A 26608-nucleotide genomic window follows, 5' to 3' on the forward strand; every position below is an offset into this window, starting at 1 on the left:
TGAACCGGATCGCCGAAGTAAACTACGCGATGGGAACGCGGATTGAACGGATTGTAACGGATCAAAACGGATTTTGTCGGGGCCAATCCGTTCAATCCGTTGCATCCGTGTTCCTGTCGCATTTGATGATTGCATGAGACAAGCCGCTGTATGGTAGAATTTCCGGTCTAAAAGTGGTAAATTTCCGGTCTGGTTTTCTTTATAGATTTTAAAGCTTAATTCATTACCCCATTCATGCAAAAATTCATTGCTCTGTTCGGTGTAGCGTGTATCATCTCAGCGAGCAGTCTGGCCCAGGTAACCGACGATGTAACCAAATCCTATACCCAACCCATTCCGGGCAGCACCCAGGTCTATGATCTGGTGGCAATTCCGGGCGGGGAATTTATGATGGGAAGTCCGGCGGCTGAAAAAGGCCGCAAACCCGACGAAGGGCCGCAGCACAAAGTGACCATCGAGCCGTTCTGGATGGGAAAGATGGAAGTGACCTGGGATCTGTTCGATCTGTTTGCCTTCAAAAACATGGAAAAAGAAATGGCAAACCGGACGCCCGGTTTCGATTTAGCTAAAACCGATGCCGCCACGCGACCGAGTCCACCGTACGTGGATATGTCGTTCGGAATGGGTCGGGAGGGTTATCCGGCCATCAACATGACGCAATATTCGGCCATCCATTTCTGTGCATGGCTATACGCAAAAACCGGCGTTTTCTATCGTCTGCCCACCGAAGCCGAGTGGGAATATGCCTGCCGCGCGGGCACCAAGACACCGTATTCGTTCGGTGCCGATGCCAAACAATTGGGCGAATACGCCTGGTTTACCGGCAACAGCGACGGCTCGTATAAACAGGTTGGGAAGAAGAAACCGAATCCGTGGGGCCTTCACGACATGCACGGCAACGTGATGGAGTGGACGCTGGACCAGTATTACCCGGATTATTACGCCAAAAAAGCGAAAGGCGAAGTGAAAGAACCGTATGCCAAAGTGACGGAGCTGTATCCGAATGCCGTGCGGGGTGGCTCGTGGGACGATGATGCGCCGGTGTTGCGCTCAGCGGCCCGAACGCCGTCCAATGCCTCGTGGAAAATGCTCGACCCGCAGGCTCCCAAAAGCGAGTGGTGGCTGACGAGTGCGTCGTTTGTTGGTTTCCGGGTGGTTCGTCCGGCTAAAAAACCGTCAGAAGAAGAAATTAAGGCGTATTACAACCCGCCGTTGATTGAGGAGTATTGATTACCAGTTGCTTGTAGAATGCCTGTTAGTAGACGCTATTCATCTTATTTCTAAACCTTGTTCCTATGTCAAACGAATCAAACCGCCGGGAGTTTCTGAAACAATCCGGCCTGCTCACAGGCGGTGCCCTGTTGACTACATTGCCTTCTTTTGCATCTTCCTATGGCTTCCATAGCTCGGCCGATGATACCATCAAAGTGGCACTCATTGGCTGCGGTGGCCGGGGAACCGGTGCTGCGCTTCAGGCCCTGAAGTCCAAGCAGAATGTGAAGATCGTGGCAATGGCCGATGCGTTCCGTGATCGGTTGGACGGCGCGTATAAAAGCCTGACTCAAAATCCAGAGCTGACCAAGCGGGTCGATGTTCCGGAAGAACGCAAGTTTGTCGGGTTCGATGCGTATCAAAAAGCCATCCCCCTGGCGGATGTCGTGATTCTGGCAACTCCTCCGGGTTTCCGGCCAATGATGTTTGAAGAAGCCGTGAAGCAGAACAAACACATCTTCATGGAAAAACCGGTGGCCACCGATGCGCCAGGCGTTCGCCGGGTACTGGCGGCTGCGGAAGAAGCCAAGAAGAAAAAACTGAACGTGGTGGTGGGTTTGCAACGCCATTACCAGCCGAACTACCGCGAGATGATCAAACGTATCCACGATGGCGCGCTGGGCGACATCATCGGTGGTTCGGTGTATTGGGTGAGCGGGGGCGTTTGGGTAAAACCGCGTCAGCCGAACCAGACCGAAATGGAGCACCAGATGCGGAACTGGTATTATTTCAACTGGCTCTGCGGGGATCATATCAACGAACAGCACATCCACAACATCGACGTCGCCAACTGGGTGAAAAGGGGTTATCCGGTTTCGGCGCAGGGAACGGGCGGTCGTCAGGTGCGTACCGGCAAGGAGTACGGCGAAATTTTTGACCACCACATTGTCGATTACGTTTACGAAGACGGAACGCTGATCAACAGCCAGTGTCGCCACTACGAAGGCACGTTTAGCAAAGTGGACGAAGCCTTCCTGGGTACAAAAGGCCGCGTTGATTCCTTCGGGCGACAAAGCATCCTGAAAGACCACAAAGGCGGTTCGATTTATACCCACAACGGCAAAGGCGACGGCGATCCGTACCAGATCGAGCACGACGAATTGTTTGCGGCCATTGCCAAAAACGAATACAAATTCTGGGATGCCGAAAACGGAGCGAAAAGCACGCTGACGGCTCTTATGGGCCGGATGGCGACGTATTCGGGCAAAGTGGTGAAATGGGACGAGGCTTTGAACTCGAACATCAACCTGTTTCCCGAAAAACTGGCCTGGGATGCGAATCCGAAACTGTTACCCAATGCGGACGGTTTTTATCCGGTTGCCGTTCCGGGCAAAACCGTGGCGGTTTAGTTGCGCCAAGAATTCTATTTTCAATGCAAAAAGGGAGCCGACGGTTCCCTTTTTGCATTGAAAATAGTCAGGTCTGCGCAGGATTTTTGATTTTTGCGGTATGAAACAAGTCCTATTCCTCATCTTCATTTTATCAGGATTCTGCACCACGGCTCAGGTGTTGCGAAAACGGACCGTTAAGTTAATGGGCAGCCGGTTTGACATCACGATTGTTGCCCAGGATTCCCTGTCGGCGGAACACAACATTGATGCGGTAATTGCCGAGGTAACGCGAATCGAGAATCTGATTTCGGACTGGAAAGACGATTCTCAAATTTCGCTGGTCAATAAAAATGCCGGGATTGGCCCGGTTCGGGTAGACACTGAAGTGTTTGCGTTGACTGAGAGGGCGCTCCGGTTTTCGAAAATCACGAAAGGCGCTTTCGACATTAGTTTTGCTGCGATGGACCGAATCTGGAAGTTTGACGGTTCGATGACGGAAATGCCCAGTCCTAAAGCGGTTAAGAAATCAGTTGAGAAAGTTGGCTATGAAAACATCGTGTTGGATCGGGCGCGGTCTACTATTTTTTTAAAACGGAAAGGCATGAAAATTGGCTTCGGCGCGCTGGGCGAGGGCTATGCTGCCGACCGCTGCCGCGACCTGATGCTGGCCAAAGGGATCAAAGCCGGAATTGTCAACGGTTCCGGGGACATGAGTACGTGGGGAAAACAGCCGGACGGTAGCGACTGGGCCATCGGCATCACCAACCCGATCCGGAAAGACACGGTATTCGCCATCGTGCCGCTGCGGCAGAGTGCCGTGGTGACCTCCGGAAGTTACGAAAAATTCGTGGTGTTCAACGGCCAGCGGTATGCCCACATTATCAACCCCGTTACGGGTTATCCGGCTACGGGCGTTTGCAGCGTGACGGTTTTTGGCCCCAGTGCCGAAACCGCCAACGGGTTCAGTACGTCGCTGATGGTGCTGGGAAAAGACGCGGGCCTGAAACTGATCAATCAGTATCCCGACTACCGCTGCATCCTGATCACCGACGAAGGCCGGATTTTCTCTTCCAAAAATCTGGATATTAAGGCGTATCGTTTGTAGAAATATTGTCTATTGAACAGATGAATCGTAAAACTGGCTGCTTAAATAGTTGTAGGACAAGGCACAGTGTTCGACAATCCGACCTTCGTTATCGACCACGACCAAAACCGTCTCGCCTTTCCAACCGCCCCGGCTTAGGTGTAAACGGACATAATGCCGATTCTCAATGGTAATGTGATGAGCAACGGTTAACCTGCGGGCATTGCGTTTGACAAAGGGCCAGCGTCTTCTGGAACGGATCGGCGGTTGAAGATGCACATAAAAGCGACGTTGAACATTTTGGGTATAAAACGCGGAGTCGGCCACCTGTTCGGCCTTAATCCGTTTCTGCACACCCTCCGACTTGGTTGCCGATTGCAACGAATAGCATTTTTGAGCAAAGGGTGCTAACAAAGACGCATCTTCTTCCACCAGACCCGTCGAGTAAGCGGTAATATCGCCATACGTTTTATGGATCAATAAGCTATCGGCATAATAATTCAGGGCAATTTGTTCATAGCAAATGGTCTGCTGGTGCAGAGAGTTCTGGTTCTTTTGCAGGAAGTTGAACGCATTTTGTAGTACGGGGTCCGTTCCCCGCAGCATATCCTCCCGATGGTGGATGGCAACTATATCAACCGGAACGCCTTTTCCTTCGTAGCTGATGCGTTTGCTACTGACCGTCTGGCCGTTTGACAGGGAAATCTCCCAGCCATTGGGCAAGGTTTTTCCCAGCATACCCGAAAAAATGCCATTCGAGTTTTCACCCATCAGTTTGACATAAGGCAGTTCCTTCAGGTACAGGGCGCAGTGATCGCCCGCACTAATGGTCGACCCGCTCGTCAGGAGCACTGTCGGCTTAATGAGCTGTTTGGGTCCCTGTGGTGTTATGTGGTAGGCCGTCCAGGGCGAATAATCCCGGTTTCGTTTGCCAATCCGGGTACGCCCATACCCCACCAATTGCCTGACTTGCGTAAGCCGTCCAACCAGCGCATTCAAATAGTCCGGTGAGCCACCTCCGTTGATCCGGATGTCAATAATGAGGGCTTTGACGTCGGCAAAGTCGCGAACCATTTCATCCAACTGCTGGGCGAATACCGCTAAGGGCATGCCGCCAAATCCGTTTAGCTGAAGATAACCGTAGTCGCTGGACCGACAGTAACCGCCAATTTGATAAGGCTCACTCCTGAATTTTGTGAAGGGACCAAATCCCTTTTTCTGCAAGGCATCCAGGGTTACGCGATGGAATTGCGCTTGCAGTTCTTTCGTTGGAAACTCCTGATGAAACCGGGCGTATTTGGCACTCGCTGGCAAGTCGCCCGTTGGCGAGATAACAATGTGGCCATCTTTCAGGGGTGCCACCATGTCATTAAAAACCGTCAGGAGTTGATCGTCGGTTGTCTTTTCGGTAACCAGGGGTTTAAAACGCTGATAGTGCTGTTTCCAATCCACCCCTCTATTTTCGAAATGGGCATAATACCGGTTGAATAGGTGCCAAAACTCCTCAAAGTTTCGCTCCGGTTCAGTTTTGGGTGTTAATTGGGCCAGGCCAACCCGTTGCCCAAGACAGGACAGCAAAATCAATACGGCAAGTTTCATAGGATGCGGGAGAAAACGAGCGCAAACGTAGTTCGGATCATCAACCGTTCTAGCTAATGGCTGGCAATATATAACTATTAATTATATATGCAATAAGGCGTCCTATTTAGCGTTTCACTCCCTTCAATAACAGTCCATCAGAATCTGGCTGTGTGACTGGTAGAAGCTGACGCTTTTGCCCGTTTTCGTCTGGCAAATGGTTTCCAGCAACGCAATGACGTCCTTTTGCATTGCAAGGGAGCCGCAGATCATAATTACCCCATTGGTAACCAGTACATTACCAATAAAATCAGCATCGCGGGAGATTAGGTCGCTAACATATTGTTTGTCGCCTTCGCGCGAATATGCCAGGTGGAGATTCGTGAGATTTTGCGCCGACCGGTTTTCCTCCAAAAAATCCCGGTAAAGGTCGAACGAGGCACGTTGCCGAAAACCGCCGTACAAATAACAGGGCGTTTTCTGCTTATTCTGGCTGATCATCCCCAGAAACGGCGCAATACCGGTGCCGTTGGCGATCATGACCACAACCGGGGCTTTTTTGGGGAAATGGAAATGTTCGTTGTTGACGATCCGGGCGCGAATCGTGCTGCCGGGCGTTAGGGCGTGTAAAAAGCCGGAACCCAGTCCACCCGGTTGGAGCCGGACACTCAATTGCAGCTCATCGTCCAGTACACCAATCGAATACAGCCGTTCGCGGTGGTCGTTGGCGGGATAAATGGCCAGCAGATCGCCCGACGCAACACCCTGACTACGCTTGCTCTGGAAACGGATCAAAAACGTGCCGTCGGGCTGGGCGGTTTGGGTGTTGCTGGTGACAGTCAGCGTGTCAAGCGGAAGTGCCGGAGCTTTTAACAATTCACCCGAAACCGGCATCGGCAGATTGGTTTGCTGCGACCAGGCTTCGGCCCACAAGCTAAACTCGGCCGGCGACTTGTCATTAACCGTATGAATATCGACGAGCGGAACGGCCCACGATTGCCGGGCCAGCAACTGGTTCACTTCGAAGGCAAACTGACAGAAATCAGGGTAAGCGTGTGATCCAAAACCGAGGACGGAATAGCGGACGGGATGCGGTTGCGGGTATTTTTCAACCCGTTTCATAAAACGGGTGGCATTGGTCGGCGCATCGCCCAGCCCGTAGGTGGCTGTCAATGCGATCAGGTAGTCGGCTTTGGGAAAAACCGTGTAGTTATTGAACTCGGTCAAAAAGGATTTCTCTCCTTGCTTTAGTAACTGCTGGTGAATGGCCTGTGCAAACCGGAAGGTGCTGCCGTTTTCCGATCCGACCAGAATGATAAACCGGCTCTCGTCGGCTGAATAGTTGTTTTTTTTGACGCGGTTGGCCCGTCTTTTCCAGGTAATGGCAAAACCGGAATAGATGAAAAAGAGAATATTCCCCGACGCCACGGCCAGAATGATGGCCCAAATGGCGCTCGTCCGGCCGGTGTGCAAATCCAGACTCAGGTTGGTGAGCAGGACGGCGGTCGGATACCGGTTTTCGCTGAGGATGTCGCCGGTGATCTGATTGACCGTTAGCTCGCGGTCTTTGAGTTTCAGCGTGTAGTAATCCTCGACGTCTTCCGAAAACGGAAATTCGAGGGTCTGCACGTCCGCCAGCCGCGTGTTCTGAAAAACCGCAAAGTCGGCTAGTTTTCGTTCGGGTTTTGCCTGGATAGCGTCGAAATCAATGTTGGGAGAAACTTTCTCTTCTCCGACCAGACCGAACCGCGCCAGGGAAAGGTAGGTTCCCGAAAGCGCAATGAGGAAGATCGGGATTAGCGACAGCCGCCCCAGCACGACGTGGTAATACTGGGCAAAATTATCCCTTACGATCCGGGTAAAAAACCGCCTGACACCCCGTTGACGCTGAATGATGAGCATCGTGCCGGAAATTGTAATCAGCAGCAGCAGAAAAGCGGTCAGCCCGATGAAAAACCGCCCGGCTTCGTGCAGAAACAGCGAGCGGTGCAGGGCCGTAACCCACTGGAAAAACGCACTTTGCGGGCTGGGAATTCCCAGGACTTTGCCCGTCTGCGGATCAACGAAAGCGGTCAGGCTTTTGCCGTCGGTATCACTGCCTTTGATCTGCACAAACTGGTTGGCGTCGACGCTCAACTCACTGATTTCAGCATAACTTTTTTTGAGCACCGGTAGCGTCTGGGCCAGCGTCAGTTCGGCAACGGCATCGACACGATACGGCTGCATTTTCTGCGACACAGGTTCGAACGCCAGAATAATCCCCGTTATGGACGCCAGCGCCAGCAAAAGAAAAGAAGATACAGCCAACGCTAAGTGGCTGTATCTCCAAACGGAAATGGTCATAAATCCGGCCGCTGTTAATTGGGGCTGTTGGGGCTAAAGCGAACGTAGCGAATGTAGCCCGTTCCCTCACTTTTGGCGGAAAGTCCTTCCGTCGTGAGCGGAATTTCGAGATCCTTCGCGACATCCTGCTTGTCCTCCACGGAACTGGCAAACCGCAGTTTGTAATCCTTGTTGAGCTTCGAATTTTCGATTTCCAGCACGATAACGCTGCGATCACCACCGGCCACCGACGCCCCGGTGATGGCACTGAGGTTGGGCGTTTTTTTGCCCAGCGCCCGGTACCATTCCTTGACGTCCGGATACCATTTTTTATCGGAACCGAGCACATACAGGGTTTTTTCGTAAGCCCCTTTTCCGTTCATGAGCGAAACGGCGATGTACGCTTTTTCGCCCATGTAATTGGTCATCTGGATCATACACTTGTACTGGGTAGTCCCGGACTGAGCCACCGAAGCCGATGGCCGGGAAACGATAATCGGCAAAGCTACTAAACCGATTTTAAGCAAATTGGGCATAACCTTATTTCAGAAAAGTAACGGAAACATTGCTTTTGGAGAGCGATTCATTTTCGCTGGCCAGGTCAAAAGCGGTTTCTTTAAAATTGGTCGGGATGTCCTTTTTGGCACCGATGGACAGCAGGTATTTCAGCATGGCGTCATCTTTGGACACCATAGCGGCTTTGTGCAGGGCGGTGATGCCTTCCTTGTTTTTGCTGTTGACGTCGATTTGCAGCGCTTCCAGCCGTTTTACCAGCGAAAGATCGTTTTTGGTAACCGCCAGGTGATACAGCGTATTGCCATTCTGCTGCGGAGCTTTCACATCGAGTCCTTTGTCCTGAAGCAGTTTCAGCTTGGCTTCAAATTCATCGGTTTTGGGTCCATACGACTGCACGAGGTAAGCCGCGAGGTTATCGCCGTTTTTGTCTGTTACCTTAATATCGGCCCCTTTGCCCAACAGATAGCTGACGACTTCGGGCGAATTACCGCGAACGGCCATCGCCAGGGCCGTTACGCCTTTCTGGTTGCTCTGGTTGATGTTTTTCACCTTCGTCTGGAGCATTTCCAGCACGGCCAGATCCCGGTTGGCGACAGCCGCATTCATGAACACGGTATTGCCTTCGTCGTCGGCCTGGTTGACATCGACACCTTTGGCCAGAAAATACTGGATGATTTCGTTCTGCTTGGGCCGGCGAACCAGCGCGTGCAGAACATTTTCACCGGCTTTGTTGGTCGCGGTCGGTTTCAGGTTCAGGCTTTCCAGATACTGGAACACCTCAATGGGCGTGGCACCCCGGCGTCCGCCCTGGCTGGCCATGATCAAGGCGTTGTCGGTGGCCGGAACCCCGCGTTGCAGCAAGGCTTTCAGGATGTCGATATTGCCACCCCGGGCCGCATAACTAAAGGCGTTGTTGCCAGCCGCGTCCGTACTTTTTAGATCCAGTCCTTTCGAAACAAAATAATCCGTCAGCTTGAGATCCTTGTCATTGGCGACCGCAATCAGTAAAGCGTTGGCGCCGTCGTGATTCAGGTCTTTCTTTAAATCGGCACCATTCTGGAGGCACAGGTCATACACCCGTGTATTCGTCTGCCCGTTACCGGCCGCAAAATTCAACACCGTCATGCCGTGGCTGTCCTCCACATTGGTTTTGGACCCTTTCGCCAGCAAATATTCCATCAGTTCCACATTGCCCCGACTGGCCGCCCAGTGCAGATAAATCCGGCTATCGTGGGTGATTTTGCTGACCTCGTTGCCGGGTTGCGACAACAGGTATTTGATGGTTTCGTTGGGAGCCTGGGCATTGATCGCCATCACAACGGGATCAAAACTGTTGGAATTGAATTGCGACGGGCTGTTTCCTTTCTCAATTTCGGCTTTCACCTGACTCACGTCCGGCTTTCCCTGCCAGAACGAGGGTTCCAATAGCACATTCTTTTGAGCCTGGGCGGAGAGAGCCGTGCCGACCAGAAGAGCGATCAGTAATTTTTTCATACGGATATACTGAAATAGAAATGCTGATACAATGCGCTCAGTTTTCATGTAAAAAAACGAACGGAGTGCAAATTAATAAGATTCAGTCTAGATAAGCGCCGATTATGAGTATTAAATTTGAAAGAGACTAAATACAGACCCTTGGAAAAGTGAGGGGGGACAACCAGGGAAAGCCCTGCTAACAGGGTAATCAGACGGATGGGGCCGTTTCCGTAAACTGAAACCGGGTTTGGGGCAGGCTTTCGGGGTACGCATCCCGCAGAAAAGCGATGATGTTTTCCCGCAGAAAACACCGCAGATCGAAGCTTTCCGGAGCGTTGCGCGAGGAGGTCAGGATGCGGATGACGACGCAGGTCGGTTGGGTGTCGGTCACCTGAACCACGCAAACTTCCCGGTCCCATAAAGGATTGTTCTCAACTAGTTCTTTCGCCTTTTCGCGGATGCGGTCGACCGGCACGTTATAATCCAGATACAGCAGAACCGTTCCCAGAACCGACGCGTTCGACCGGGTCCAATTCTGAAACGGTTTTTCGATGAAATAGGTAATGGGCAGAATCAACCTTCGGCGGTCCCAAACCCGCACCACCACGTTCGTCAGGTTGATTTCTTCAATCCGGCCCCATTCATTTTCCACCACCACGGCGTCTTCCACCCGAATCTGTTGCGTGAAGGCAATCTGAATGCCGGCCAGCAGGTTGGCGATGGTGCGCTGGGCGGCAAAGCCGATGACCACCGATGCGATCCCGGCAGAAGTCAGGAAGCTCAACCCGATTTTTCGTCCGCCATTAAACGACAATAGCAACACGGAAAAACCAACGGCAATGATCAGAATGGAGACAAGTTGCCGGACAAAAACAATCTGAGTCACAAACTTCCGCAGGTGCAGATTCACATCGCTGGCCGTGTCATACCGGCGAATGATGAGTCGTTCCAGCACTTTCAGAAGCTGCACCACCAGCCAGGTGGTGGTGATAACAAAGGCAACTTCGGCGGCTTTGGAGGCATACGGAAACCGCTGAAACGAACGTTCCTGAATGTTGGTAATAATCAGAAAAAACAGGGAAGGCACGAAAAAATAAAAGGCATTCCGGACATACTGACGCAGAAAGCCCAACGCTTCGACATGGCGACGGCGGAGAATCATCCGGATGGTTTGCGCCACAATCATATTGACCAGCAATCCGGCCCCAACAGCCACAGCCAACAACAGCCAGCCGGAAATTTTCCGGTTGTGCCGCAGCCAGCGATCGATCTCCGTGCCGATCTGGCTGAAATTATCCCAAAATTCTGTCCAGTTCATGGTATACTAATCGAGGAGTTACCTATAAAAGAAGCCAGAGATAGAAATTGTTGCCTGGTTTTGGGAAAGATTTTTTCAGCAGCGTGCACTTACAACGCCCGCATCCAGTACACCATCGGTTTGGGTGTCGAGGTCACTTCGCCAAGATCAGGCCATTCGAGGCTGCTCCGCAAAGACGGTTCTTTCTGATACCCTCTTTTGAGCCAGAACGCATCATTGGGCCGGTAATCGAGCGGTTTGGCGGGGTGGTTTTCTTCGCGTTCAACCGAGCAGAAGCAGGTGAGTTTGAACGTGCCAAAACGGCGGGCGTGTGCCTCCCGTTCGTCGAAAAACCGGTGTCCTAAACCCCGCCCCCGATAGGCCGGGAGCAAAATGCTTTCACCGAAATAAAAGATCGTATCCAGTTCAAAACCAGCTTGTTCGAAAGGGAGCCGGATGTCGGCGGTCTCGTCCTGCAACGGAATGCAAGTGGTGGCTCCGACCATTTTTGATCCGTCGTACACGGCGAACAGAAAGGACCGTTCCGATTGTGCGTAAGTTTTCAGGTAGTCTTTTTCGTACTCAATCGTGCCTTCGTAGAGATACGGATAATCGCGAAAAACCGCAATCCGCAAAGCCGCCAAATCACCAAAAACCGATTCGATTTCAGGTCCCTTTTTTGTCAGAAAAGAAAGCGAAGACATGGGATGCGGTTTTTAGTTTGAAACCGCTTGAATCCACTGAGGCAGGTTGTAATAGGTCGTTACGCGGGTTATTTTTTCGTCAGACACTTCCAGAAAAGCCGCTGCCGGAACGACGTAGGTCTGGCCCTTGGCTGGTGGTAAACCGTCTTCGGCCTTTTTATAAACACCGTTCACCACGAATTCGACGGCGACTCGTTTATCCGATGGTTCACTCAGAAAAACCAGATCCGTCAATTTTTCATCGTACGATTCGTCCATGTGATGAACAAAGTCGGTGAATTTTTCCAGGCCAATGCGCGCTTCGCCCTGATTGGGTTCGTGCCGGATGTCGGGGTGGACCAGCGCCAGCATGCCGTTCCAGTCTTTTTGATTGAAGCAATCGTAATAAGTTTTGACAACGTCGAGAGCGGTCATTGATTCGAATGGGTTTGTTTGGCGCAAAGATAGGAAGGATTACGCCAAAACCGGCTTCACTACTTTTCCGTGCACATCCGTCAACCGATACCGCCGTCCCTGGTGTTTGAAAATCAGCTTCTCGTGATCGACGCCCATCAGGTGCAGAATCGTGGCCTGAAAGTCGTGAACGTGGACGGGATCTTTGACTACGTTATACCCAAACTCGTCGGTTTCGCCATACACCATGCCTTTTTGCACGCCCGCACCGGCCATCCAGACCGTGAAGCAACGCGGGTGGTGATCACGACCGTAATTTTCTTTCGACAGCTTGCCCTGCGAATAATTGGTTCGGCCAAACTCGCCACCCCAGATCACGAGCGTATCATCCAGCAAACCGCGTTGTTTCAAATCCATGATCAAAGCCGCCGATGGCTGGTCGACGCTTTTCGTCTGAATCTTGATGTCGTTTGGCAAATTTCCGTGTTGATCCCAGCCCTGGTGATACAACTGCACGAACTTGACGTCCTTTTCAATCAACTTCCGGGCCAGGAGGCAATTGGCGGCAAACGTTCCCGGTTTGCGGGAATCGGGGCCGTACAGGTCAAAGATGTAATCCGGTTCTTTCGAAATATCGAGGGTTTCGGGCACCGACGTCTGCATTCGGTACGCCATTTCATATTGCGCCATCCGGTTGTTGATCTCCGGGTCGAGCACTTGTTTGTATTGTTCCTGATGCAGTTTCCCTAAATAATCCAGCATCCGCCGACGACTGGTTTTGTCGATGCCCGGCGGGTTGTTGAGGTAATACACCGGATCGGGGCCGGAGCGGAAAACCACACCCTGATGTACGGAAGGCAGAAAACCGTTGCTCCACAGCTTGGCATACAAGGGCTGATCCCCATCACGTCCTTTCGAGAGCAACACGACAAAAGCCGGTAGATTCTGGTTATCGGAACCCAAACCATAACTGGCCCAGGACCCAAACGAAGGCCGACCCGCCTGCTGCGAACCGGTTTGGAAAAACGTCACCGCCGGATCGTGGTTGATGGCTTCGGTGTTCATCGAACGAATGAAACACAAATCATCCGTAATGCGCGACGTGTAAGGCAACAACTCGCTGACCCACATTTGGCTACGACCGTGTTTGGTAAACTTAAACTTGGAAGCCGCTAGGGGAAACCGGCTTTGTCCGGAAGTCATTCCCGTCAGGCGTTGGCCTTTGCGAATGGATTCGGGCAAATCCTGGCCCCACATCGTTTCCAGTTTGGGTTTGTAATCGAACAAATCCAACTGCGAGGGTGCCCCGCTCTGAAACAAATAGATGACCCGCTTCACCTTCGGTGAAAAGTGCGGTTTGCCCGGCGCACGGTTTTCTTCGCTTCCGGCCAACCCTTTCGTCGGATTGAGCAAGGATGCGAGGGCAATGGCTCCCAAACCGGCGCTGGTTTTGCCCAGAAAGGTCCGGCGGCTGAGTTGATCGTGCAGTTCGTCTTCCAGGTTGTTCATAGCCTTCTCATTTTTCTCTCCGCTCAACTCTGATTTTCTCTGCTTAACTCCGCGATACAAAAAAGCTATTTCGCGGAGTTAAGCAGAGAAAATCAGAGTTGAGCGGAGGTTATCGTTTGATAATCGCTTCGTCAACGTTCATAATTGTGCTGGTCACCACCGTCCAGGCCGCCAACTCGGCAGTCGGCAGGGTTTTATCGACCGGATATTCACCAACACTTAACAATTCGGCCGCCCGTTTGGGATTTTTCCTGAAATCAGCGAGTTCTTCGGTATACAACTGCTTCATCAGGGCCACTTCAGCGGGCCGAACCGGGCGGCTGGTCACGGCTTTAAACACGTAACTGATCAGCGGCTCATCCCGTAATCCCTTCTCCAAGGCTTTTTGTCCCAACACCCGCGCGGCTTCCACAAATTGCGGGTCGTTCAGCGTCACCAGGGCCTGCAAGGGTGTCGAGGTTTTCTGCCGTTTCACGATGCAGGTGTGCCGTTCGGCGGCATCGAAATTGAGCATCATCGGGGGCGGTGACGACCGCTTCCAGATCGTATACAGACTCCGGCGGTAGAGGCTGTCGCCGTGACTTTGTTCGTAACTGATGGCATTTCGGGTGGCTAAGGCTTCCCAGATACCGGAGGGTTGATACGGAAGTACGCTGGTGCCGCCAATTTTTTGGGATAACAAACCGCTGGCAGCCAGTGCATTGTCGCGAACCTGCTCCGCCGACATCCGGTAACTGGGGCCACGCGAAAGCAACGAATTATCCAGATCGGCTTCCAACTTTTTGGCATCCGCCACGGATGACTGGCGATACGTAGCCGACATCACAATCATCTTTTGCAGAGCTTTGGCGTTCCAGATGCCCGCCCGTCCGGCGCCATCCCGGAAGCGAACGGCCAGGAAATCCAGCAGTTCGAGGTGGGAGGGAAGGTTGCCCTGATTCCCGAAATCGTCGCTGCTCTTGACCAGGCCCTGACCAAAATACTGTTGCCAGAACCGGTTGACCATCACCCGGCTGAACAGCGAATTGTCCGGATTCAGGAGCCACATCGCCAACCCCAGGCGGTTTTTCGGATAGTCGGCCGGGAAAGGCATGAACTGTTCGGGTGTTGCGGGCGTCACTTCTTCGCCGGGCGCATCGTAGGCACCGCGTTTGAGTAGAAAGGTTTTGCGGGGAAATTTCCGCTCTTTCATCACCATCACCTGATCGGAATTGTTGTACAGCATCACTTCTTCCGCCCGGTTTTTCTGAAATTCCGCAAAGGCTTTTCGGTACGTCGAGTCGTGTGCGGTAACGTAATAGGTGTACAAACCGGCACGTTGTGCCGCCGTCCGTTTGGCGGCTGGCGTAAACAAAGCCGTCGTCAGGGCGTCCGGCTGACCCGCCAGTTTCGGAATTTCCAGCGGAGTCAGGGCGCGGTTGTAAATCCGTAACTCATCAATCGCGTAATCCTTGATGTAATGATCGTGGATGCGGCCAATCAGGAACGGCGAACCGGACCAGTTTTTGCCATTTTTTCCGCGGTCGATGCTGTGAACCAAGTGGTCGGTAATGACTTGAAGTTGAGTCGGTTGTCCGTTCAGGTAGAGTTTAATGCCGCCCGCCCGGCCCGAGCCTTCGTAGGTCATGGTCAGGTGAAACCATTGTTTGTAGCGGATTTTGGCGACGGTTTCCACATCGAGGCTGTTGTCGGGCCAGACGTGGTTGATCGTAAGTTTGAACCGGCCATCTTCCAGCAAACCAATCTCGTAGCCCCGGTTTCCGTCAAAGGGCCCGTTCGACTTGCCCATCAGCATGCCTTCCAGACCCGGCTTCGCCACGTTGAACCATGCACTCACCGAAAACGGCTCGTTTTGCTCAAAAAAGCCAACTTTCCGGGGCAATTCAATGTTACTGTCACCCTTCAGATACCGCGCCATGCCAACTTTCCCTTTGATTTGGTACGGGAAACTTTCCGGATCACCGGCCAAACGCGCGGGTAGCGTGTCGTTCACCTGATTCCAGAAGGCATTGCGGGGGTCCTTTTCCAGTTCTTCGCGGGTTTTCGGAACGACGGGTTTCTTCACTTCCGGCAATCCCAGTTTTTTCCGCCGTTCTTCCTCTTTCTTTTTGAGCTCGTCTTCTTTTTTCCGTTCGGCGTCTTTCAATTTCTTTTCCTCCGAACTTTCGTAGGCTTTAAAATCCCGCCGATCGGCCTCGTCGAAGGTATAATGCGCCACCAGACCGACGTTGGCCGACGAAGCTGGATTCCGTTCCGCCTGGCTCAGCCACTGCCCGAAAGCTTGCTGGTATTCGGGGCGATTGGGATTTAGTCGCTGTTGTAACGGTTTGATTTTCTGGTGAATGAACTTCAATTTGGCATCAACCTCCGACGAGGTGAGCGTGATCGTCGGGGCGGGTTCGCCGTTGTACGGAATCTGGCCGCGCTCGTTGTTGTTGTTGAAAAACGCAAACAGCGAATAATAATCTTTCTGGCTGATCGGGTCGTATTTGTGGTCGTGGCAACGGGCGCACTCGACGGTCATGCCCAGCATCGCTTTCCCGAACGTATTGACGCGGTCGGCGACGTATTCCACCCGGTATTCCTCATCCACAATCCCGCCTTCCTGGCTCTGCTGGTGGTTGCGGTTGAACGCCGTGGCCAGGAGCATGTTTTTCGTCGGATTGGGCAGCATATCGCCCGCCAGTTGCCAGGTGATGAAATTGTCGAAACGCAGGTTTTTGTTATAAGCCCGAATCACCCAGTCGCGGTAGGGCCACATCGTGCGCAAACCGTCGTCCTGGTAGCCGTGCGTGTCGGCATATCGGGCTGCATCCAGCCACTCAACAGCTTGGCGTTCACCATAATGCGGACTGCTGAATAACCGGTTGACCACTTTTTCGTAGGCATCCGGTGACTGATCGGCCAGAAACGCATCCACTTCGGCCACCGTCGGCGGCAAACCGGTCAGATCCAGCGAAACCCGGCGCAGCAAGGTTGCTTTGTCCGCTTCGGCATTCGGCGATAAGCCTTTCTCTTCGAGTTTTTTAAGGACAAAATAATCAATCTCGTTTTTGGCCCATTTCTCATTTTTGACCTTCGGCACCTCCGCCAGTTGGGGTGCAATCAGCGACCAGTGCGGTTTGTATTCGGCCCCCTGCTCAATCCAGCGAACGAGCAGCGCCTTTTCTTCGGTCGTCAGAATGAGATTAGACTCCGGCGTTGGCATCCGGTAGTCGGGGTCGTCGGAAATGATGCGGTGGTAGGCTTCACTTTTGGCCAGATTACCGGGAACAATGGCTTTTTTACCGCTTTCGGCCAAGGCTTCGTAGGCACTTTCGGCAATGTCCAACCGCAAACCGGCTTTTTGCTTGGCCTTATCCGGGCCGTGGCAGGCAAAGCAGCGGTCGGATAAAATGGGTTTGATATGGAGGTTGTAATCGACTTTTTCGGGCAATTTGCTTTCAATCGCCAGCAGTTCCGCCGGTTTTTCGACGCTCGTTTCACACGAGCTCCCAACGGCCATCGAAAATAGACCGATGGCTGCGCTAAGCAGGAAGGATTGAACTCGTATGTCGGTTAAATGACGCATACGAACAAAGGGGTTTAAGGGAAAAACACAATGAATTTACGAAAATCAACCGGGTTCGTAAAGAAATAAACCAATTTGGCTTCAAAAAAGTGCTATATCCTTGCCAAAACCGGTGTTTCGTCCGAAAGGAATCCTCACTTCGCTTTTTCTTTTTCCGCTTTGGCCGAATCCGATTTGGCAAAGGCCGCAATGGAATTCTCGCCCAGTCCCATGTTGATTTCCAGCCCCGGCAACGCTTTTTTCAATTCCGCCACGCCCGCATCCGTCACTTTGGTTTGCCAGAGGTAAACGGTTTTAAGATTTTTGATACCGGCCAGTTCGGCCAGTCCGGCGTCGGTCACGGCGGTCCCGTACAGATTCAGGTATTCGAGATACGGCAGGTTTTTCAGGTTTTTCAAACCGGCATCGGTCACTTTCGTTTGTTCCAGGTGCAGCTTTTGCAGGTTTTTCAATTGGGCCACCTGCGCCAGCGTTGCGTCCGAAATTTCCGTATCCCCCAATTTCAGCCAGACAATTTGCTGGCTCAGTTTCGGCAGCGAAACCGCCTGCGCATCGCTGAAGGCCCGGGCGTTGACCGCGCTAACTTCCAGTTGATTCTGTTCTTTCGACAACGGCAAAACCAGCAAACCGGCTTTTTTCAGCTCCTCAATAGCTTTCGGATCAGCGGCTGGCAGTTTCATCGTCAACACCGGCGACTCGGGAGCCGGACCGGTGGCGACCTGCTCACCGCCCACGTTTCCGCCACCGGTTCCGAGTGCGGCCAGGGCCGGTTTGATGGTGTCGGATACTTTCAGTTCTGCCACCTTTTTGTCGAATGGTGCGCCCTCATTGATCCACCAGGTGAGCAACGCAATCTGGTTTTCGGTGAGCTGGGTTTTGCCTTTGGGCGGCATGTGGAGGTCGTCTTCTTCCGGTAACAAACACACTTTAACCAGTTTGCTTTGGTCGGCTTTACCGGCAACCAGAACCGCGCCGTCTTCGCTTCCTTTTTTGATCATTTCGGGCGAATCCAGCCGCAGATCGGCCTTCGATTTTTCCGGATTGTGGCACTGAATGCAGCGGCTTTTCAGAATGGGATGCACAATTTGCTGATACACCATCGCCTGATTGACGTCTTCGATGGGTTTCGCGGCTTCTTCCGCTTCCTCCCGGGGCGGAATCCCCGCCAGCGACCGGAACGGTTCCGGGGTGTGTTGGGTCAGGAAGTCAGACCCATGGGTGAGCGACCCGCCTTCGTGACCAGCGGCCAGCAGCAGAATGATCCCAACACCCAACGCCGGGTAATAAAACAGCGGACCGAAGCGGATTTTGGGCCCGATTCGTTCGTGTTTGATGGCCCAGGCCACCCAGGCAAAAACCGCTACGCCGATGCCTTCCCACATGTGCAGGTTCAGCGTTTCTTCTTCGTAGCCCCCACCCAGCGAAAGCAGGTAACCGAAAATACAGGCCATGGTGGCACTGACGGCCGACCAGAACAGAATCAACGTAATCGTATGGGAACTAACGGTTTGGCGACGCGTCAGCCGGTCCAGTTCGAGCAGGCCCGCAATCAGCAGAAAACCAATCGGTAAGTGAACGATCAGCGGGTGAAAATGTCCGAAAAACAAAGCCCACTCGGAGGGTTGCGGTGCGGTAGCCTGTAAAAGAATAAAAGGAGTCATTGAATCAATCGGATGTTCAATTTTGGGAGGAACTTTGGCCTGAGCAGAGCCTGACTAGTACGCGTATGATTCCAAGCCGGGCCGAAATGAGTTCCGGCCCGGCAAAGGGTATGGTTGAGTTCAGGAAGCAGGCCTTCATTGTGAGCATTTGTGCTCGCAACGACGGCCGATTTTATCAGCTAACACGCTGTAGTTTCACCGGATAGGTTTTTTGAGAAGCCCATTGCGGTACATACACATTTTCGTCGCCATCGACCAAAACGTCGTGCGGATGCATGAAGGCGGTGAAGCTCGTGTCTTTCCGCTGTTCTTCCAGTTTGCCGTCTTTGTAAACCGGTGCCGAACCACCCGGCGTGGAAACCACCTTATCGTTTTTATCCAGAATCTGGATGTAGCCCGAGTTTGGATAGGCATCGGACGTACTGCGAAAAACCGCACCGTAAATCATGTCACCGTGTAAAACCGGTCGGCAGATGTATGATCCCGGTAAGGCAATGGTCGACAGGTACTTGCCATCGAGCGTAAACCGCTTCAGGCAGTTGTGACGGCGATCGGTAATGAGCAGGGTCGGATTGGCTTTGTTGCGGGTGTCGACCAGAATGCCGTGGCAGCAATCGAACTGACCGTTTTCGGAGCCTTTACCGCCCCAATGCCGGATGTATTTGCCCTTGGCGTCATACTGCGTGATGTAGTTCAGGCCGTAGCCGTCGGCGATGTAAATATCGCCGTTAGCGGGGTTAATGGCGGTTTCGGTCGGGGTAAACTGCGTCGGGTAATCGTATTTACCGGTTTCTTTCGGGTAATCGATTTTCAGCAGTTCTTTGCCTTTCAGGTCGGTTTTGATGACCTGATGCCGGTTGTTATCGCAAATAAACAAGAATTGCTCTCCCCCTTCGTTGGCCAGCGTCAGGCCGTGGGCACCGGGGTAGGTTGTCCCCCAGGTTTCGAGCAGTTTGCCTGATTTATCGTAGATGATAACGTTATTTTTCGTCTCATTGGTCAGCAGAATCAGGCGGCCTTTGGCATCTTCCACCATTTCGTGGCAGTCGTTGACCGGGTTTTTGCCCGCATCCAGAACGCCCCAGTTCGGCACGACCCGGTAACGGTGCGAGCCGTGTCCGACGGTTTTTTCATCGGCTTTGGGCTGGGCACCGAAATTAATATGGGGAATCGTTAATCCGACGGCGGTTGCGGCTGTGGCCTTCGTAAGAAACGTGCGTCGGTTTACAGGTTGTGAATTCATAAGAGCAATTACAAAAGGTTTAGGAAATTGGGTGTTTAAGCTACGACAATTCGAGAAACCGCTCCGGATTGATGCCCCGGTCTTCCAGTTCGAACGAATTGTTTATAATAAGTTGGTGAATATACTGCCAAAACGGGCGATTTGTCAACCAAAAATTCAAATCGACGTTCAGAACACTCTGAAAAAGGTCGCCGGGGTAAAATTCTCCTTCGGCAAACGGGTTTTTGGTGAGCCTTTCAAGGGCCAGCGGAATCAGGTACGGCAACGAAATTCCTTCGGCAATCAGCAACCGGATGTCTTCCGTGCTAAACTGGTTTAGGGGCGTCTGCCGCAGGGCGTAAATTTTCTGGCTCCGGTTGTCGCCAAAATCCGGTTCTTCTCCACTTGTTTTCTCCAGATTGTCAAGGGTTTGCTGTTGCCAGTTTTCCTCCATTTCCGTACGGTTCATGTCAGACAGGAGACGCTTCCAACCGCAAATTTACCGCGTCTGAAACTGCTTCTGTACGTGTAAAGGTATCTTTTTTATCGGCGGAAAATCGCGGGGAATGGTGAAAAAAACACTAAAAATTTATTTTTCATCCACCATGTGAGGTAATAAAGTGCAAACTTGTCTATGTTAAATACCACCTGGTTTAGCAACACGCTGCATGCAACAAGTACCCTTAGACGATACCGAAAACAGCGGAGATTCTTTGCCGCGTTTTTTGGGAAGCCACCAGCCGCTTCAGCCCGGCAAAGTGACAGACGACGAATTGATCTTTCGACAACTCTTCGCTCAGGACCCGAAGCGTGGTTGCGAGCTGCTGTTCCGGCGGTATTACACCAATCTGGTCAACCACGCGGTTCGGTTCGTCTACTCCAAAGAAGTGGCCGAGGATCTGGTGGCCGAAGTCTACACGGCGTTCTGGCAGGACCGCGTTTTTGAACGGATAACGACGTCTTACCGGGCGTATCTCTACCAGACGGTTCGCCACCGGTCCTACAACTACCTGCGGTGGGAACTGCATCCTTCCGATTCGCTGGACACGCTGCACACCCAGGGCATATCACCGGCATTGCAACCCGACGAGGTGCTGCATTACAGCGAACTGCACCAGAAAATTGAAGACGCCATCCAGAGCCTGACTCCGCAGTGCAAACGGGCGTTTCTGCTGAGCCGGATTGAAGGGAAAAAGTACCTGGAAATTGCGCAGGAGATGCAGATCAGCAACAGTGCCGTCGAGAAACTGATGATCAGGGCACTCAGCCAGTTACGTCAGGAATTGAAAGGAGAATGGTTTATCAGTCTGCTGCTGGGGCTGTTTACCTGCGCTTACTGATGGGCAGACAACACCCTTCTTTCTCCATTTGACTAACCGGCAAAATTTGAATCTGCTATGGAACCTTTACTGATAAAACGCATTTTATTCGACTTTTTCGATGGAAAAGCGACGGCGATCCAGCGAAAATACCTCGAAGAATGGCTGACGGACGAAGCCAACCACGAAGCCTATTACCGGTACCTGGATGAATGGGAAAGCCAGCGACCCCAGTTTTCGGTAGACGCCGAAAAAGCACTAACCGCCTACCAGCGGGTGCTGGAAGACGATCAGCCGACTGTAACCCCATCGAAAGTGCTGCCGGTTTCCCGGTCCGGCCTGTTTCAAAAATGGTTCCCCTGGGGCATAGCGGCTTCCATTACTTTGCTGAGCATGTTGAGTGCTTACGTTTTCCGGGCGCACTTGCTGTATGAAACCCACCGGACGGCCTTCGGACAAACCAGCGAATATAAACTGGCGGATGGAACGGAAGTTACGCTGAATGCCAATTCCAGCCTGCGCGTTCCCCGGTTTGGTTTCGGGAACAAAACGCGGGAGGTATATCTGGAAGGCGAAGGTGAATTCAAAGTGACCCATACCGTTAACAACCAGCGGTTTATCGTTCGGACGGCGGATCGTTTTCAAGTCGAGGTGCTGGGTACCGAGTTCGTGGTGTATGCCCGGGCCAAAGGCAAACGGGTTTTTCTCAGCAAAGGCAAGGTGAAACTGGATCTGCCTCAGGGTCAGCAGCTTTACATGCGCCCCGGCAACGTGGTGACGGTGGCCAATTCCGGCCGGTACCGGCTCACCCAGACCAAAACCGCCCGCCCCTATGTCGCCTGGAAAGACCACTGGTTTTACTTCGACAATACCTCCCTGACCGAAGTCGCCGATCAGATTCAGGAGCAGTTTGGAATCAAAGTTGTGGTGCCCGAACCCAAACTGGCCCAACGGCGGATTGCCGGTAATTTCCGGGCCGAGCAGGCCGACGACCTGTTCCAGATTTTAGCCGAATTACTAACGATCAACGTGGTGAAAAAACGCCACTATATTGAATTGACTACTCCTAAACACCCTTAACCATTCCTATTCCTAAATCCTACTGAAGATGGTAATCTCATTTTTACAAAAAACGGCCCTGGTTTCGCTGGCGGTGCTCGGTCACCAACTGACGCAGGCGCAACCGATTGCCCTGGCCCGGCAACAGAGCCGATCGACGGAGGTGATTCAGACCGTTCCGGCGGCAGGCCAGAAAATGAAAGAAGTGTTGACGGAATTAAGCCGCCAGCATCAGGTCAGCATTCTATTTGAAGAAACCACGGTGAACGGTATTGTCGTTCCAGCCAACGTCCGGCTCCGTTCCGGGAAGCTGGAAAAGCAGTTGGAAACCCTGCTGAAACCGTATGACCTGATGTTTAAAAAAGTGGGAAATCAGGCCTATTACATCATTAAAAATCCGGCCAGAACCAGCGCTCCGGCCATTCCAGCACATGAATCGGTGAATACACCGGTTTCACTAAAGGAACCCACAGCAGTAGGAAGCCCGGTTTTCTCACCGAATGCGCCATCGGTCAACATCGCCGATTTCACGGTGAGCGGGAAAGTTTCCAGTGAAAACGGCGAAGGACTACCCGGCGTTAGTGTGGTGATCAAAGGAACCCAGCGCGGAACCGTGACCAATGCGGAGGGTACTTACTCGCTTTCCGTTCCGGAAGCCGCCAATGGTGCCACCCTGGTTTTTAGCTTCGTGGGGTATTTGTCTCAGGAAATGAACGTCAAGGCGTCGACGACCGTGAATGTTTCGCTGAAACCAGACGACAAAGTGCTGGAAGAAATCGTCGTCATTGGGTACGGTACGGCCCGGAAAAGCGACTTGACGGGGGCCGTTGGTTCCGTGAAAGAAGCGGAACTGAAGGAACGCCCGGCGGCTTCGCTGACGCAGGCGCTGGCGGGCCGGATGCCCGGCGTGCAGGTCAACAACAACTCGGGTCGGCCCGGCGGTCGGACCACCATCCGCGTACGCGGGTTTAGCTCCATCAACTCTTCGAACAATCCGTTGTATGTGGTCGATGGGGTGATGTTGCCGCAGGGGAACCAGAACCAGTTCAGTTCGGCCATCGACTACATCAACCCCAACGACATCGTTTCGGTGGAAGTGTTGAAGGATGCCTCTTCGACCGCCATTTACGGCGCGCGGGGTGCCAACGGCGTGGTGCTGGTGACGACCAAAAAAGGAAAATCCGGTGAAGGTCAGGTTACGTACAATGTCGATTTTAGCGTGAATGCGATTGGTCCCAACCGCCCCCGGGTTTTGAATTCCCGGCAGTATATGGCGGTGGAAGACCTGGCCTGGGCCAACATGGCGAAATACGATCCGGCGGGGTGGGCCGCCGGCAAATGGGCGTATCTGAACCCCAAACTGCGCCGGATCGACCCCCGGGTCTGGAATTCCGACGGCAGTCCGAAATACGATACCGACTGGTTCAAAGAAACCACCCAAAATAAACTGTCGCAAAACCACCAGTTGGGTTTCAGCGGAGGCAACGACCGCACGCAGTATTCGATCTCACTGGGCTTCCGGGATGATCAGGGCTTGCTCAAAACCTCGTACATGAAACGCTATTCGGGCCGGTTTACGATCGACGATCAGGTGAAAACCTGGTTGAAAATCGGCGGTACGCTGAGCTACAACAACCAGACGGAGAACCTGGTGGACGTCAACGACGCCGTGGCCCGCCAGATTGTGGAAGATTTTCCGTTCCTGCCGGTTCAGTATGAAGACGGTTCTTTTGCCAACAACCGGGATTTTCCGTTTGCGGAAGGCACCATGAGTTCGTATCACCGCCTGATGGGTCGCCGGTATATTCTGAACACGCAAACCACCACCGGAAGCCTGTATTCCAACATCAGCCTCGCCAAAGGGCTGGAAATGCGGACGGTTTTGGGAGCCAACGTTCAGACGCAGGAAGTGAACCAGTCCAGCACCCGGACGCTGGAAATTGGCGCAAACGGGACGGCATCGGCCAACAATTTCAGAGACTCGTTCTGGTCGCTGGAAAACTACCTGACCTATAACAAGCAGATCAACGACAAACACGCCATCAATGCCCTGTTGGGGGTGTCGTGGCAGGAATCGAATTACTTCACGATTGGGGCCAGCGTTCGCAACTTTGCGACGGACTACTTCGGTTTCAACAACCTGGGTGCGGGAGCCACCAACCCGGCGGTCAGTTCGGGTGCCTCCCGGTTTTCGTTCAACTCTTATTTTGGTCGGATCAACTACAGCCTGATGGAGAAGTACCTGGTGACCTTCACCGGTCGGGCCGATGGTTCTTCGAAATTCGGGAACAACCACAAATTTGCGTTTTTCCCCTCGGCGGCTCTGGCCTGGCGGGCATCGGAAGAAGAGTTTTTGAAAGGCAATGCCATCATCTCGAACCTGAAAGTACGGACCAGCTTCGGTCTGACGGGGAACTCCGAAATACCGCCTTACTCGTCGTTGTCGCTGCTCAGCTCGAACTACGCGACCATCTACGGCGACAGCCGGGTGTCGGGTACGGGGATCAGCCGATTGGCGAATCCGGATCTGCGCTGGGAAAAAACCGCCCAGACGGATGTTGGCGTGGAACTGGGCTTGCTGAAAGGCCGGATCAATCTGGAGGCCGATTACTACTACCGCAAAACCACCGACATGCTGCTGGATGCCCCGGTTCCGCGCACGAGCGGCTACGGTACGATTCGCCGGAACGTGGGTTCGATGCAGAACAAAGGCTTTGAGCTTGGTCTGAACACGGTCAACATCGACGCGGGCGGTTTTCAGTGGAACTCGACCTTCAACATTTCCTTCAACCGCAACAAAGTCTTGTCGCTGGCGACGCCATCGGACATCTTCAACGTAGGTGGCCCGAACTTTACCAATCCGACGAACGTGATCCGGGTGGGCGAACCGGTCGGGTCGTTCTGGGGGCTAACCCGGGTGGGCGTCTGGAGCGAAGCGGAACGCGAAGAAGCGGCCCGGTTTGTGAGCTACCGGAATGGGTTGACGATGCTGCCGGGTGACATCAAGTACCTGGATGTGAACGGTGACCGCGCCATCACGGATGCCGACCGGAGCATCATCGGGAATGGTAGCCCGAAAGCCTGGGGTGCTTTTTCCAACACGTTTCGCTACAAAAACTTCGATCTGACGCTGGAATTGCAGTTTTCCTATGGCAACGACGTCATGGATCTGAACATCTCGACCAGCGAAGACCGTCAGGCACTGGCCAACAGCTACACCTCGGTGTTGAATGCCTGGACGCCGACGAATCAAAACAGTCAGATTGCCGAAATCCGCGATACGCGGGCCGGTTATGTGTTGAACGTAGACAGTTACTGGATCAAGGACGGTTCGTTCCTGCGGGGCCGGAACCTGCTGTTCGGATACACGTTTCCGGGTGTTGTAACCAATAAACTCAAACTGAACCGCTTGCGGGCGTATGCTACCGTGCAGAATTTCTTCCTGCTGGTGAAAGACAAAATCATCGGCGACCCGGAAGTGACGCCGACCAACCAGGGCGACAGCAACAGTGCGTTCTCGCAAGGAATGATCTGGCACAATTACCCCAAACCGACGACGTTTATGTTCGGGTTGCAGATTGGGCTGTAGATTTACGGTTTTCAGTTTACGGTATTCGGTTTACGCCGGGCCGTCGCTACGGTGCGGTTCCCCGCCGGGAGTGACGCGAGCTTCGAAATGAGCATGCGTCAGCTACCGTAAACGGAAAACCGTACACCGAAAACAAAGCTTTATTCATTTTAGTCAAAATTCGATTTTCAAAAAATGAAACATATCCTTCATAAAGTGAGCAAGGTGGCCCTGCTGGGTGCCATCCTGCTGGGTCCGGTGGGTTGTTCCGATTTCCTCGATGAGCAGGCGCCTTCCAACCTGACCCCCGACAATTTTTACACCATTCCCGACCACGCTGAAGCCGCTTTGGCCTCGGTTTACGCCGACCTGCGTTTCATGGGCGACGGGGCCGGGATCTTCTCTTCCAACTGGCAGTTGCTCGAAGCCCTCACCGGCACCTCGACCACCGAAACCGCCCAGAACTCGGATTTGAACAACCTCTACGGGCTGGTCCACGACGGCAACACCGCCCACGTGGTCAACTACTGGAACGGTCTTTACAAGGTCATCGCCCAGGCCAACCAGGTGCTCGACCGCGTGCCGGCCATCACCCCCATGCCCGATGCCCAAAAGACCAAGATTCTGGGCGAAGCCCGGTTTCTGCGCGCGTCGGCTTACTTTACGGCGGTTCGTCTGTGGGGTGATATTCCCCTGATTACCAAACCTCAAACGGCGACTTCGGAA

General features: G+C 53.0%; 19 protein-coding genes. 7 read left to right on the forward strand and 12 right to left on the reverse strand.

Going from position 1 to position 26608, the window contains the following annotated elements:
• Positions 1–234 precede the first annotated feature (234 nt).
• The 3 genes from ACS5NO_RS31255 to ACS5NO_RS31265 all read left to right on the forward strand — a co-directional run bounded on the left by ACS5NO_RS31255 (position 235) and on the right by ACS5NO_RS31265 (position 3708).
• Positions 235–1230, forward strand: a complete 996-nt coding sequence (locus tag ACS5NO_RS31255; protein WP_150878634.1) for a formylglycine-generating enzyme family protein — start codon at positions 235–237, stop codon at positions 1228–1230.
• A gap of 65 nt (positions 1231–1295) precedes the next feature.
• Positions 1296–2621 carry a Gfo/Idh/MocA family protein gene (locus tag ACS5NO_RS31260; RefSeq protein WP_439418742.1) on the forward strand — a complete coding sequence of 442 codons (1326 nt, stop codon included), beginning with the start codon at positions 1296–1298 and terminating at the stop codon, positions 2619–2621.
• Positions 2622–2721: 100 nt separating this feature from the next.
• Positions 2722–3708 carry an FAD:protein FMN transferase gene (locus ACS5NO_RS31265; protein ID WP_439418743.1) on the forward strand — a complete coding sequence of 329 codons (987 nt, stop codon included), beginning with the start codon at positions 2722–2724 and terminating at the stop codon, positions 3706–3708.
• Positions 3709–3717: 9 nt separating this feature from the next.
• On the opposite strand, the gene ACS5NO_RS31270 is transcribed toward ACS5NO_RS31265, so the two are convergent.
• The 12 genes from ACS5NO_RS31270 to ACS5NO_RS31325 all read right to left on the reverse strand — a co-directional run bounded on the left by ACS5NO_RS31270 (position 3718) and on the right by ACS5NO_RS31325 (position 20405).
• Complete coding sequence (locus ACS5NO_RS31270; protein WP_439418744.1) at positions 3718–5286, reverse strand: S41 family peptidase; 1569 nt, start codon at positions 5284–5286, stop codon at positions 3718–3720.
• A 123-nt stretch (positions 5287–5409) separates the two neighbouring features.
• Positions 5410–7572: a PepSY domain-containing protein gene (locus ACS5NO_RS31275; RefSeq protein ID WP_439418745.1), complete on the reverse strand. Its 2163-nt coding sequence runs from the start codon at positions 7570–7572 to the stop codon at positions 5410–5412.
• Between the two features lie 50 nt (positions 7573–7622).
• Complete coding sequence (locus tag ACS5NO_RS31280; RefSeq protein WP_439418746.1) at positions 7623–8123, reverse strand: DUF2271 domain-containing protein; 501 nt, start codon at positions 8121–8123, stop codon at positions 7623–7625.
• Between the two features lie 4 nt (positions 8124–8127).
• Positions 8128–9597, reverse strand: a complete 1470-nt coding sequence (locus tag ACS5NO_RS31285; RefSeq protein WP_439418747.1) for an ankyrin repeat domain-containing protein — start codon at positions 9595–9597, stop codon at positions 8128–8130.
• A 190-nt stretch (positions 9598–9787) separates the two neighbouring features.
• Positions 9788–10897, reverse strand: coding sequence for a mechanosensitive ion channel family protein (locus ACS5NO_RS31290; protein WP_439418748.1), 1110 nt, complete (start codon positions 10895–10897; stop codon positions 9788–9790).
• Positions 10898–10986: 89 nt separating this feature from the next.
• Positions 10987–11580: a GNAT family N-acetyltransferase gene (locus ACS5NO_RS31295; protein ID WP_439418749.1), complete on the reverse strand. Its 594-nt coding sequence runs from the start codon at positions 11578–11580 to the stop codon at positions 10987–10989.
• Between the two features lie 12 nt (positions 11581–11592).
• A complete protein-coding gene (locus ACS5NO_RS31300; RefSeq protein ID WP_439418750.1) occupies positions 11593–11994 on the reverse strand; it encodes a nuclear transport factor 2 family protein in 402 nt (133 codons plus the stop codon).
• Positions 11995–12033: 39 nt separating this feature from the next.
• Positions 12034–13482 (reverse strand): DUF1501 domain-containing protein, encoded by a 1449-nt coding sequence (locus ACS5NO_RS31305; RefSeq protein ID WP_439418751.1) that lies wholly within the window; start codon positions 13480–13482, stop codon positions 12034–12036.
• Between the two features lie 109 nt (positions 13483–13591).
• Positions 13592–17053, reverse strand: coding sequence for a DUF1553 domain-containing protein (locus tag ACS5NO_RS31310; protein ID WP_439418752.1), 3462 nt, complete (start codon positions 17051–17053; stop codon positions 13592–13594).
• 134 nt (positions 17054–17187) lie between these two features.
• Entirely contained in the window at positions 17188–18714 is a 1527-nt protein-coding gene (locus tag ACS5NO_RS31315) for a c-type cytochrome domain-containing protein (protein ID WP_439418753.1), read from the reverse strand.
• Between the two features lie 175 nt (positions 18715–18889).
• Positions 18890–19957, reverse strand: a complete 1068-nt coding sequence (locus ACS5NO_RS31320; RefSeq protein WP_150878665.1) for an NHL repeat-containing protein — start codon at positions 19955–19957, stop codon at positions 18890–18892.
• 40 nt (positions 19958–19997) lie between these two features.
• Entirely contained in the window at positions 19998–20405 is a 408-nt protein-coding gene (locus ACS5NO_RS31325; RefSeq protein WP_138994911.1) for a contact-dependent growth inhibition system immunity protein, read from the reverse strand.
• Positions 20406–20604: 199 nt separating this feature from the next.
• Between ACS5NO_RS31325 and ACS5NO_RS31330 the strand changes: the two genes are divergently transcribed.
• The 4 genes from ACS5NO_RS31330 to ACS5NO_RS31345 form a co-directional block, all read left to right on the forward strand.
• Entirely contained in the window at positions 20605–21276 is a 672-nt protein-coding gene (locus ACS5NO_RS31330; protein WP_439418754.1) for a sigma-70 family RNA polymerase sigma factor, read from the forward strand.
• A gap of 57 nt (positions 21277–21333) precedes the next feature.
• Positions 21334–22335 (forward strand): FecR family protein, encoded by a 1002-nt coding sequence (locus ACS5NO_RS31335; RefSeq protein ID WP_439418755.1) that lies wholly within the window; start codon positions 21334–21336, stop codon positions 22333–22335.
• A 28-nt stretch (positions 22336–22363) separates the two neighbouring features.
• Positions 22364–25903: a SusC/RagA family TonB-linked outer membrane protein gene (locus ACS5NO_RS31340; protein WP_439418756.1), complete on the forward strand. Its 3540-nt coding sequence runs from the start codon at positions 22364–22366 to the stop codon at positions 25901–25903.
• A 174-nt stretch (positions 25904–26077) separates the two neighbouring features.
• Positions 26078–26608: RagB/SusD family nutrient uptake outer membrane protein (locus ACS5NO_RS31345; protein ID WP_439418757.1), on the forward strand; the 531-nt coding region annotated here is incomplete at its 3' end.

It is taken from the genome of Larkinella fluvii (genome assembly GCF_051857545.1).
Classification (GTDB): domain Bacteria; phylum Bacteroidota; class Bacteroidia; order Cytophagales; family Spirosomataceae; genus Larkinella.